The organism is Leptospira neocaledonica (assembly GCF_002812205.1).
In the GTDB taxonomy this organism is placed as follows: domain Bacteria; phylum Spirochaetota; class Leptospiria; order Leptospirales; family Leptospiraceae; genus Leptospira_B; species Leptospira_B neocaledonica.
In genome coordinates this window covers 213,315-225,342 of the sequence record NZ_NPEA01000001.1, presented here as the reverse complement: position 1 = coordinate 225,342, position 12,028 = coordinate 213,315, and the positions used below count along the sequence as shown (strand labels likewise).

9 protein-coding genes are annotated in these 12,028 nt (G+C 38.5%); 6 read left to right on the top strand and 3 right to left on the bottom strand.

The window, feature by feature from the left end:
• Position 1 precedes the first annotated feature (1 nt).
• The 5 genes from CH365_RS00995 to CH365_RS00975 are packed head-to-tail and all read left to right on the top strand — an operon-like array spanning position 2 to position 7,630.
• Entirely contained in the window at positions 2-418 is a 417-nt protein-coding gene (locus CH365_RS00995) for a peptide chain release factor family protein (protein ID WP_100766742.1), read from the top strand.
• A 6-nt stretch (positions 419-424) separates the two neighbouring features.
• Positions 425-2,299 carry an excinuclease ABC subunit UvrC gene (gene uvrC, locus CH365_RS00990; protein WP_100766741.1) on the top strand — a complete coding sequence of 625 codons (1,875 nt, stop codon included), beginning with the start codon at positions 425-427 and terminating at the stop codon, positions 2,297-2,299.
• A gap of 50 nt (positions 2,300-2,349) precedes the next feature.
• The gene (locus CH365_RS00985) at positions 2,350-4,473 is read left to right on the top strand and encodes an LIC11755 family lipoprotein (RefSeq protein ID WP_100766740.1); all 2,124 of its coding nucleotides are present in this window, start codon (positions 2,350-2,352) and stop codon (positions 4,471-4,473) included.
• An 11-nt stretch (positions 4,474-4,484) separates the two neighbouring features.
• On the top strand, positions 4,485-5,870 hold the full coding sequence (locus CH365_RS00980; RefSeq protein WP_100766739.1) for an LA_2168 family protein: 1,386 nt from the start codon (positions 4,485-4,487) through the stop codon (positions 5,868-5,870).
• Positions 5,867-7,630: a phospholipase D-like domain-containing protein gene (locus CH365_RS00975; protein ID WP_100766737.1), complete on the top strand. Its 1,764-nt coding sequence runs from the start codon at positions 5,867-5,869 to the stop codon at positions 7,628-7,630. Before CH365_RS00980 ends, CH365_RS00975 begins: the two co-directional genes overlap by 4 nt.
• Here CH365_RS00975 and CH365_RS00970 read toward each other — a convergent pair.
• Positions 7,610-8,941, bottom strand: coding sequence for an O-antigen ligase family protein (locus tag CH365_RS00970; protein ID WP_100766736.1), 1,332 nt, complete (start codon positions 8,939-8,941; stop codon positions 7,610-7,612). The genes CH365_RS00975 and CH365_RS00970 overlap by 21 nt on opposite strands.
• Positions 8,942-9,066: 125 nt before the next feature.
• On the opposite strand from CH365_RS00970, the gene CH365_RS00965 reads away from it, so the two are divergent.
• Complete coding sequence (locus CH365_RS00965; RefSeq protein ID WP_100766735.1) at positions 9,067-10,362, top strand: glycosyltransferase; 1,296 nt, start codon at positions 9,067-9,069, stop codon at positions 10,360-10,362.
• Here the strand turns inward: CH365_RS00965 and CH365_RS00960 are convergent, their stop codons facing one another.
• A complete protein-coding gene (locus CH365_RS00960; RefSeq protein WP_100766734.1) occupies positions 10,363-11,421 on the bottom strand; it encodes a glycosyltransferase family 9 protein in 1,059 nt (352 codons plus the stop codon).
• Positions 11,418-12,020, bottom strand: coding sequence for a DUF4254 domain-containing protein (locus tag CH365_RS00955; RefSeq protein WP_100766733.1), 603 nt, complete (start codon positions 12,018-12,020; stop codon positions 11,418-11,420). The genes CH365_RS00960 and CH365_RS00955 overlap by 4 nt, the downstream gene beginning before the upstream one ends.
• Between the last annotated feature and the right edge of the window lie 8 nt (positions 12,021-12,028).

Sequence of the window (12,028 nt, the reverse complement as noted above, 5' to 3'; positions counted from 1 at the left end):
AATGGCCGCTTTATTTCCGGTCTCTCCCGAAAAAGCAAACCTTCTTCTTTCCAGAATGAAAAAGCTGGGAGTCCAAGAATCAGATTTAGAAGAGACTTTTGTAAGAAGTGGAGGTAAGGGCGGGCAGAACGTAAATAAGGTTTCGACTGCCGTCCGATTACTTTATAAAAAAACAGGCCTCGAAATTAAATGTTCCATCCATCGCACCCAAGGATTAAACAGATATAAGGCGAGAATCCTTCTATGTGAAAAATTAGAGGCGGAAATTTTAGAAGCTTCTAAGATAGAAGATCCTAAACTTACAAAGATTAGAAAGGCCAAAGCGGATAAGGCTAGAAAAGCCAAAAGAAAGGCCATTTCCAAAACTTTGGCAGGTCTAAAAAGAAAAATCTCTCCTGTAGATTGGAGCGAAGAATAGTCCACCATGCCAGATATTATCAATCATACTCTGATTGTAGAAAAACTCAAAAACCTGACTGGTTCTCCAGGATGTTATCTCTGGAAGAATTCAGAAGGTGAGGTGATCTATGTAGGCAAGGCTAAAAATTTAGATAAAAGGATCCGCAATTATTTAAAAGATAAACAGACTGATTTAAAGACTAGATACTTACAGAGAGAAATTTTTGATCTAGATTGGTTTGCAACTTCCACAGAGAAAGAAGCTTTAATTTTAGAAGCTACACTGATCAAAAAACATAATCCCAGATATAATGTACGTTTAAAGGACGATAAAAAATATCCATATATCTGTGTTTCACTTTCTGAACCTTATCCAATGGTGTTTATCACTCGTAAAATAAAAGATAACGGTGATAGATACTTCGGCCCTTTTACCGACGTGAGGACCACTCGTGAAATTTTAGATGTTATCTTACGAATTTTCCCGATCCGAAAAGTTCGCCAAAAACTTCCACTTCCTAAGCCAAAACGTCCTTGTTTAAATTTCCAAATGGGAAGATGTTTGGGCCCTTGCCAAGGAACCGTTCCGGAAGACGAATATGCAGTCATTGTAAATCAGATCATCCAATTTTTAGAAGGTAAAAAAGAGATACTAGCAAACGAACTCACCAAACGTATGGACGAATATTCAGGAAAACTGGAATTCGAGATTGCAGCTCGTTACAGAGATATGTTGGGAAGACTTCAGATATTCCGACAAAAACAAACTGTAGTGAGCATGGACGGAGGGGACGAGGATGTGATTGCATTCGCCCGTAAAGAGGACGAGGGACAAGTAGTTCTTATGGAAGTTCGGGGTGGACTTCTGGATAATAAAAAATCTTTTCCTTTGCAAGGTGTGCAGAATTCGACTGAAGAGGAAATATTGTCCTCCTTCTTCCGAGATTATTATATGGGAGCCGGAATGATTCCCGCAAGTATCGTAGTTCCTATCGGTTTAAAGGAAGAAGGTGAAACCGTGTTGGACTTCCTACAAGAGAAAACCGGATTTAGACCTAAATTAAGATTTCCTAAAGCAGGAGATAAAAAGTCCCTCTTAAAGATCGCAGAAAAAAACGCTGAACTTGGGCTGACGGAGAGACTTCTTGCTACACATTACAAGGACCAAACTGTCGCTCTAAAAGAAATACAAGATATGTTCCAATTGAAGGAACCTCCTCATATTATAGAATGTTATGATATTTCCCATTTCCAAGGATCATTTCCTGTTGCGAGCGGTGTGATGTTTGTGGAAGGAAAACCGTTCAAACAAGGTTACAGAAAGTATAATATCCGAGGTCATGAAGGGATCAATGATCCAGGGATGATGCATGAGGTAATTTCCAGAAGATTACAAAGGATCATCAATGAAGATGGTGTAATGCCTGATCTGATCGTAATTGATGGAGGTCCTACACAGCTTGGAAAAGCCTGTGAGGCAGCAGTGGAGGCAGGTGCCGCAAATCTTCCTATGGTAGGGCTTGCTAAAAAAAGGGAAGAGATCTATTTTCCCGGGGAAAGTTCTCCTTATAGTTTTGATATGAATTCACCTGGGATGAGATTACTTCGCCATCTTAGAGACGAAGCCCACAGATTCGGAGTGGAACATCATCGTTCCAGAAGAAATAGAGAAGCTCTGACCGGTCTGATTCGAGAAGTTCCTGATATAGGTTTAAAAAGGAGTAAACTATTACTACAATCATTCTCCGGACAAAAAAAGATAGAAGAAGCAAATATTGCAGAACTGATGAAGGTACCAGGAATTGGAGAAGCTTTAGCGGAAAAGATTTATAATTATTTCCATACTTCTGCAAGTCCCGACGGAACAACTATTCCAGAAAATTCTCCAACGAATTCTTAAAAATCGCAATTAAGAAATTTTCCCCCAGACAAGTAGCTCTGGAGGAAAAAATGCGAACAATACTATTCACCATTGCGCCTATTATCTTTTTCAGTTCTGTTTCTTGTAAGCAAGACTCCGGTTCCGAATTGCTTTGGCAAAAAAATGAAAAATCTGTCCAATTCCAATACGATCCATTTTACACGGGAGAACCAAAACTTCTTTCCGATCTGATCCATGAAAACGGACAACCCTGCTTAATCTCAGGAGAAGATCCCGGTTTTAAGATCCAGATCTGCATTCAGGAAGAAGGAATTTCAGAATTTGCAAAAATTCTTTTCGCTTGGAAAGAAGGTATACTGGTTTCTGAATTTAGCTCTGTTCTTTCGGATGATTCAGAATACAAACTAGGAACCTATCCTTTTTCTGGGATAAAGAAGAAATTAGAAGGTTCCAAATTTGCGCTCGTTGGGGACAGAAAGTTTAAGTCTTTAAGCTCCAGCGCAGTTACTTGGGATAGAGAACAATTCAATCTCAAAAATCATTTTAGAACTTTTAGTATATTCTTTCTTTCTAATGGAAAATTCGTTTTGGTTCTTTCCCCTATGGAAGAAGGAGAAGTTTATCTTGGACTCACCTTTGAAGCGCCTGGCCTTGAAAAGGAAATCCAAGATTCGATTATATCTAAAAACCAGGTTGGATTGGAAACCTGCGACTCTTCTCTGCCTACCATCACTGAAATTTTCGGCGAAACAAACACTAGTATTGGAAGATGGATTGAGATTTATAATCCAAATACAATGCCGATCTGCGAAGAAGGTCTGGAATTAATTTTACTCGGAAGCAAGGTTTCCATTCCAAAAACAACAGGTTTTCTTTCTCCCTATGAAGCTCGAGTTTATGCGGAAGATTCTGCCTCTTTTGAAAGGATCTCTTTAATGGGAATCAAATGGGGAGATCTGAAGAAGGTAGGTAAAATTGATATAACTCGGGGAGATCGAGCCTTCGAGTTTTCTCTTCCTGGGACAGGTTATCTGTTTGGAGAAACATACTATTCTTGGAAGGGGAATTCTTTTTCCAATTGTGAATCTAATCTTAAGTTTTGTATGGATCCTGGAAGGAATCAAATCGCTGGTTCTAAGAATGAGTTCAGCTGTGATCCAGGAGATTTTGAATTAGAAGAATTGAATCCGAATGGGTTATTGCATAAGAGTATTTTACGAGAGGACTGGAAATACTTAGATCTGATCTATAGAGGTCAGAAAATTTGTGATCCTTCTTCTTTGAAGATCAACTGGGGTAAAAATCTTTTTCCAATCCGGATCTCTAAGAAAATTTCGGAAGGGGAAATACTCAGTATCGGAAATCTTCCATTTCTATTAGGAAGTCCCTCTTATTCACTTTCGATTTTTAAATCCGTTACTACAAACGATATCGTTTCCTTATCCGATTCGAACGGAAAAGAAAAACTCCTTTGGGATGGGATCTTTAGGACCTCAAAGGGAATTCCAACTCGTCTTGTACTCCAAAAAACGAATGGAGAAACCGTAAGCGTTTGTTTTGAGAATGGACGGTCCTTTCTTCATTCTTATGTAAATGCGAAATTGTCTTCTGATTTTACACAGTCGGCATTGGATTTTGAAAATCCTCGAACTTCTGTAGGTAGAAAATTTTGTTCGAAGAAAGATGTAACAGCAGCAAATATTAAGTTTTCAGAAATCTCTTGGATGGGTTCCTACCACGGATCAGATCCGATTTCAAAAGATAGATTTTTGGAGTTTACATCTGGTTCTGAAAACTCTCCCGATTCAGCTTATTTAGAGATCGTCCAAGGCAACGGAACAGCAACCTCGATTTTACTTCCTTTAGAGAAAGAGGGCCTAAGTTTACTTTCCTCCGGAAAGTCGATTTGTTTTCCTAAGACGGAGTTTTGGAAGGATACCGCCTTCAGTTTACCTTCTTCTGGATCGAATACTCTTAAAGTTTATGATCCGTACACGGGAGAACTTTGGGATGAGGTTACTTATAGCTCTTCCGGTCCAGGTATCAATGATACCAGAAATAAGATTCGAAAATCTGCATATTCCAAATTGGAATCAGGAGCACGAGTTTGGTCAGCAAGCCAATATATAGGAAAACCTTATCGTGATCCTGATTGTTCTCTGACAGATGCTAATCCAGGAACTTTGGAATAAGAAGGTGACTCATGAAAAACATCTTCTTCTTATTTCTATTTTTATCAGCCCAAATCTTATCTTCGGAAGAAGTTAAAGATCCTGCTTTGGAGATTTATTTCCAATGGATCCTGTTTAGGACCCAAGGAAGGGTTTCCAATGAAAAAGAAAGTTCAAGAATTTCTGCGTTGTCTTCGCCAGTGATACTTGGATTTAAATTCGAGAAGTATAATGAAAAATTTAAAACCAATCTTGAATGGACACTTATTAGCACTCCTAATTCTGGAGTAATATTTTTACCCGGAAAAAACTCTTATTTTGGAGTGTTATACAAAGGGTTTTTATGGGGAGCCGGAAGAAAGTCCGATTCGGAGGAATTTCCGGCCTGGTCTTCTTGGAAAGACGGAGTAGAAGGTCTGTTTGTAGAAACTGATTTGGATAGGATCAAGATCAGATTCGACGTATTGGATCTATATAGAGGATTTCCTTTAATAGAAAACCAATGGTTGAAACTGCAAGGGAGAGACTCATTCCTTCCAAAACATGCAAGGGACGAACTGCTTACGGATAAAGAATACTCGCCGACTTCTCAATCCAGATATAGGGCTGGCATTAGTCTGACTGGAAATAAAGAAGATCGTTTTGTATATCGATTTAGAGCCCGTTATCTGTCATTGGGAGACTGGGGAAGGTTCGGTTCCGATACAAAGGAATCCAAGTCTGAATCGGTAGAAGGAGATCGAGATTATTTAGTAGAATGGAGACTTGGCCTTGGATTTTTATGGAAAAACTTTTATATCTCCGGAGATTTCTTTCTTTCGAGAGGGATCGATAAAACCGGATACCATCCGGCTCGTTCTGAAAGATCTATACCGATCAGTGGAGAAGCCCTTCGATTTGATTTAGGTTTTTATAATTCTTACGTAAAAATTTCCTTTTTTGGTTTTTTACCGGATAGAGAAAAAAGATCCCCTCAAGGTGATATTTTAGAAATGGGTTTTGTAGGAATGGGAGCTTCTCCCATTTCGAATCCGATCTTACAACAAGTTTGGGGATTTTATCCTTCTGCTTGGATAACAGACCAAGGCTTAGAAAGGGAAGAGACTAATTTCCCAGGCAAAAGACCTGCAAATTTATTCGGTTGGAAAGCAGAAGGAAAGTTCTTAGGAATTTCTCCGGGTATTCATTTCACCTATATCGGTTTTTTAAAAGAAGAGAATTCTTCCTCTGGTCTTTGGGCAATTTCCAGAAATATGCAAAACAAATTTTTGAGGGAGGCGGGAGTAAGTATTGCCTGGTCTCCTTTAGAGGATGGATCCGCGAAGATTGAATTAGATTTAGGAGGTTTTGAATCGGATGAGGTAACGGGACTTAGGCAATGGTACATGCTTTTTCGTATTGGAGGAGTTTGGAAATGAATAAGTTGATCCTAATCTTGTTTGTAATTCTTTGTCTATTCGCCTGCGAAAGAACAGATGAAGACGTTTCTCTTTTCTGGGAGGAAAGTTTATATCCTAAGGTTTTCTTTTCCTATCCGGGCAGATTTGTTCCAATTGGCAAAAAGAGAATGGTTCGAGATGAGGTCTTACGGGTGATTCGAGAAACCAAAGAATTTATCTACATGCATATCTATTCCTTCGATGATCCGGAAATTGAAGCGGAACTCGTCCAAGCGAATAAAAGAGGAGTTCATTTGGAACTCATGGGTGAATGGGGGAAAACGTATCCAAGTTCTATTTTACCTTTTCTAAAATATTGGAAAGGAACGGGCTTGCAACATACTAAGGTTTTGGTTTCGGACAGATCTTTAGTGTTTCTCGGAACGGGAAATTTTACCCATTACGGTTTGGAACAGGATCATAATGCGTATTTGGAATTCAAATTGGACCAAAAAGAATGGGAAAACTTTTCTTCATTTTTAAAGGAAGAATATCCTTTTCCTGTTTTGAAAATCGGCGGATTAGAATTTTGGAATTCTCCCTTGGAGGGAAATTTAATCCAAAACCGACTATTAGATTCTGTTTTCTCTTCCGATTATTCTATACACTATCTAATCTTCGATCATTATGATCCAATTTTAAGTTCAGGATTTACTCGGGCTAATCATGGATCCATTCGTGGAATTTATAATCGTCCTGTTGATCCGGAAGGTGATATTCTCTCCAGTATTTCGGGGATTGAAATTTTCGAGGATGGAAATGAGGATATTTTAGATGACCCGACGATTGGTAAAGGTGGACTTCTACATCATAAAACTATGATCTTGGACGATCTGGAAGTTTTAACTGGATCTTATAATTATTCTCTGAGCGCAAGGGATTCCAACCGAGAAATCCTGATACGAATACAAGATGCAAGAATTGCTAAAAAATTTCAGGAAGAATGGGATAATATTCGAAATAAATCAAAATCTGTTGATGTTTCTATATCAGAATTGCAGGTAAGTAATACTTATAATTTCGAGCCTGGTAATGATTTGATATGTAGATCCGAAACAAAACCCGAGGATTCGTTTTTGGATATAGGATTTGTCTGGTTTCGTTGGATTAATCTGTATAGATGGAAGGAAGAATCTTGTAAATCAGTAACAGATTATGAATCCATCAGTTCTCGTCATTTTGGAGGTAAAAGTGAATTTCCAAAAGACCAAACGGAAGAATTAGGAATAAGAAATTTTACAAGGTTTGGAAAGATCAAATTTTCAATATCAAAATCAGATTTGATGAACGAATTTCATTCCTCGATTTTAAAACCTTCTCTTTTTTTGAGACCATTCCAATTTTTAGCGGCAGAAGGCGCTTGGGTATTTTCAGAAAATTCCGAATTAGCAAACCTTCTTCTTTTTGATAATTTTCCAAAACAAGTTTGGATCTTAGAAAGAGGTAAACTTCTTAAAAAACTAGGAGTTTCAATCGAAGATAATATATTCTATCTTTCGGAAAGTATAAGTTCCAATTCGGGTGTGGTTCTAGTTGAATATGAAAACTTCGGGTTGTATTTCTGCTATAAGTCCATCAATTATAATCTAAATTGGCCAGAGCAAATACTATTTTCTGTCTATAATTTTAGACAAAATTTAGAGTTTCCGAGCCATTCTTCTAAATCTGATCTGGAATTTTTTGCAGAACAAGGCCTTCCAAACCAAAGAAGGAAAAATTTATGCGTTATTTCTCTTTGATAGTAAGATCTCTCCCTTTATGAAAAGACCTAATAGGATCCAGAACAAGATGACCACTTCGTCATCCTGGAAATAACATTGGAATAAACCTGAAACAAAAAATCCGATAAGTCCGTAAAAGAATAAAATGATCTGAAAGTCTTGTTTGGATTGGAATAGATATGCTAAGAAAATTGCTCCCAATCCCAAGTAGATCAATACTGCGGGGAGTCCGAATACCGATCCTAGATGAAAATAATCGTTATGGGCATGTCCTCTTTGTGTAACTTCGTAAAAATAGGAGAGTTCTGGATATTCTTCAGAATGAACAATTCTTACTTTTTCGATCTCTTTATTATAATTTCCGGGACCTACTCCTATGATAGGATGTTCTTGAATCAATGGAAAGCTGGAATCCCAGATGAAAGTTCTGCCTGAGTCGGTATGTTTTTCTTTTCCGAACAGAGGACCTATTACTTTTTTACCCGCGGGACTGAATGCCAATACAAGTCCGATCAAAAACAAAAGTCCTAAAAATAAAGAGGCTCCCTTGATCAAAAAGGATTTTGAAAATTCTTTTCGGATAAAGAACAAATGGATTCCTGCAAAAAAGATACTCACTCCGGCTCCGATCATACTAGATCTGGCTTGATTCAATAAGAATACTAAACAATATAAAAAGAGCAAAAGCCCTGCTATCAGGATCTTCTTCTTATTTCCTTGGATGAGTGTACGCAAAAAACCGAATACAGCAAAAGCGGAGAAAAATTGTAATAGTCCTCCGAAGGTCAAATGAGTGTTCATCAAACCTATAGAGATATAAAGAGGAATAGAAGAAATCGAACCTAATGGATGAGTGAATCTATAATTGCTGGAAGTTTTGTATAAATCACTGATAAGCCTAGAAAGGCGAACTGAGGAAAAACCTCCGATAACTCCGGTAAATACCAGAATCAAAAAGAGCCAGAAGAGTGCGCGATAAACCTTGGGCAAATCTTCCTTTGTAGTAAATCCTACAGAGAGTAATCCGAAAAATAAAAAGAAGTCTTTTAGCTCTCCATTCCAAGCCGCTTTCGAATATCCTGTGTCGGAATTGTCCAAAACAAGATGGATTAGAAATACAATCCCATACCAAAGAAAAAGAGAAATGGAAATTTTAGAAACTGGATGATTTGGTAGGATCTCCTTCCACTTTCCCGATCTTATTTGATCCGATAGTCCGAAAAAAAAGGAAAGTACCAGAAATCCCTGGCTAAGGCTAACCGAAATTCCAATGGAAGGAAGGGTTGCGAGTAAACAGAATAGATGTGCTTTTTTCAAAAACTCGTTCATCTGGTTTCTGGAAATAATCTCACCGATCTATTCTTTGTAAATTCGATTATTTTTCACATAGATTTATGGAATGGAGTAGCAAAATCCATATTATAAAGGAGATTGGTTCCGCATTAGGAACCTAAATGAAGATTCTTTATTTTTCGGACACCTTTTTACCCAAAATAGACGGGGTCGCTATTTCGATGAGAAATTTTGCGGAAGCCCTTGCCGAAAGAGGACATGAATTTTTGATTTGTTGTCCACGTTATGGAGAAGGTGATTTCGACAGAATGGGAGACCATATCCGACTGGAAAGATTCAGAAGCGGATATCTGCCTAGTTACCCTGATATCAAAGTGGTTTTACCTTCTCCTTCTAAGATCAAAAGGGCAATCAAGGAATTTCAACCGGATCTAGTGCATATTCACACTCCTGGACTCATGGGAGTTTATGGGATCAATGCTACCGAAAAATACGGGATCCCAAGTATAGGGACTTATCATACTTTGATGTCCGAGCAGGACATGTATCTTTCTTTTTATAGGCTTCTCAAACTGGATAAACTTTTCATGAGAATTGGAAAGTTGAATAAGAAGATCAAAATAAAGGATTTGGTGAAGTTCGAAAAATTCGACAAGTTCAATATCCGCAAAAAGATCATTCTAAAAATTACCAATAATTTATACGATCGTTGTGATCTGATCATTTCTCCTTCTCATCTGATTAAAAAACAATTGGAGGAGTTTGGATTAAAGAAACCGGTTGCTGTTATCTCTAACGGATTGGATCTTTCTCAATTTAAAGGAAGTCCTAAAACCCTTTCAGGAAGCCCTAAACTTCTGCATGTAGGAAGGATTTCCTACGAGAAAAATTGTGATGTAATTATAAACTCTTTCAAATTGATCAATGAAAAGATCCCGTCGGCTACTCTTACAATTATAGGGGATGGACCTGCTTTGGCTTCTCTTAAGGTGCAGGCCCAAAAACTCGGAATCGATCATGCGATTACTTTTACTGGTTTTATAGATAGAGCGGAACTTCCTAAACATTATCCGAATTATGACCTTTTCCTGACCGCTTCTACCATGGAAACTCAAGGACTTGTGATCCTGGAATCCGTGGCTTGCGGTCTTCCTGCAGTGGGTGTGGATTCATTTGCAATCCCGGAACTAGTGCATGATGGTGTGAATGGATTTATAGCAAAACCATTCGATGTAAGAGATATCGCAGACAAAACGGTTAAAATTCTAGAAGATCCTGCGATGTATGAATCTTTCTCCAAAGAATCCCTAAAAATATCCCAGAACCATGAAATGAAGGCCTGTGTGGATAGAATGGAAGAAGTTTATAGATCAGTTGCAGATCAAAAGAATAAGAAGAAAAAAAGATCTATACTCAATACGATCTTTTCTCTAGATCCATTCGGCATTTTAGGCTGATCAAAAAAGTGTATTGATATTCTTGATGACGTTGATCCGTTTGATCACGTCTTCCGGAGTAATTCTTTCCATACAGGCAAAGTCTTTTCGATAACAGGTCGTATTTCCGTAAATACTGCATGGCCTGCAAGGTAGATCTTCTATCTGTAAAACCCCAGTGTCTTCCTGTCCAAAAGGTGCAAATCCTGAAAGTGGGTGAGTGGTCCCGAATAGAGCGATGACAGGGCGTTTGAGAAGTGCGGCGATATGGATATTGGAAGAATCCATTCCGATGATCACATCCATTCTTTCCATGATCCCCAATTCACCTCTTATTCCCAGTTTGCCTCCGGAAACGATTGTCATGGATTGGTCTCCATTTCTCCATTCTTCCATTTGAGCGGCTTCTTGGGAGGAACCGAATAAGAATATTCTAATATTCGGAAATTCCTCTTTTAGTAGCTTGAGTAGTTCTATACTTTTTTCCAAAGGCCACTCTTTCAATTTATGGCCGGCAAAAGGTGCGTATCCTACCCAGAGGCCTTCTTTTTTATCTATCTTTCTAGCAAGAAGAAAGTCTTTGGCGTAAATTTTGGATTCGGGATCCACATTGATCCAAGGCCCTTTGCGTACTGTCGCAGGAAATCCCGCTTTTTCGAAAACTTTTAGATATCTGTCGACTGTGTGGGGAAGTTTACGCAATATCTTACGGGTCTTGCGTATCTGGCGCATTTTCTCTCTTCTTCCCTTGATGATCCTGAAAACGGAAACACCTCTGATCCAAAAGAAAAAACTGATAAAACGGGATCTAACGCTGGAATGTAGGTCTACAATCTTTTCGTAAGGGCCTAGTTTATTTAGCTCTTTGAATAAACGATATAAGCCTGAAAGGCCTTTATACTTTTTGAGATTGATCCCGATTACATGGACATTCGGGATATTATAAAAGAAGGGAGCGTAGTTTCCTCTCGTAACTACCGTGAGTTGTATATTCGTATACTTGGCGGCTACGGCGATCAATGCCGGAGCCATCAAGGCGACATCTCCCATCGCTGAGAATCTTAGCACCAAAAGATTCATGCTTGTTTTGTATATAAGGATGGGTTCAGATTTTTGTCGTTGTACATTTTCATCTGTCTATACACCTTATAAAATTTATCTCCTTTAGATAAATCGTCCAGAAGTTCATCCAGACATTTGGAAAGGTCTATTCTCTGTTCTAACAAAACATTCAACTTGTTCTGGCAGGTTTGGATATGTTCCGGGCTCACATCCTTTCTTTCCGTTTGTTCTTTCATATGATAAATTTTGAGTTCCAGGATACTCATTCTATCTATCAGCCAAGCCGGGGTTTCCGAGTTCATTCTTGCATTTGGCTTTTTTTCCACGGATTTGTACAGGGCAGAGATCTGATCGTCTATCTGTTCTACGAGATCGGTCCTTTCCTGATTCAAAGCGTCTATTTTTCTTTTGAACTGGACCAGCTCCTTATCCGGTAGGTCGGGTCTTCTAATCTCATCCTCAACATGCCATTGGATGGTATCTATCTGGTTTTTTTGGTAAAATAGGAATTCAAGGGAGGACTGGGGGAATGGATTCGGAGAAAGAACTTCCTCTTTATGCCAGTCCGAGACGGAATTTTTGAATATCTCCACCACTTTGGCCGATTCTAACTTCATCGGAGCTA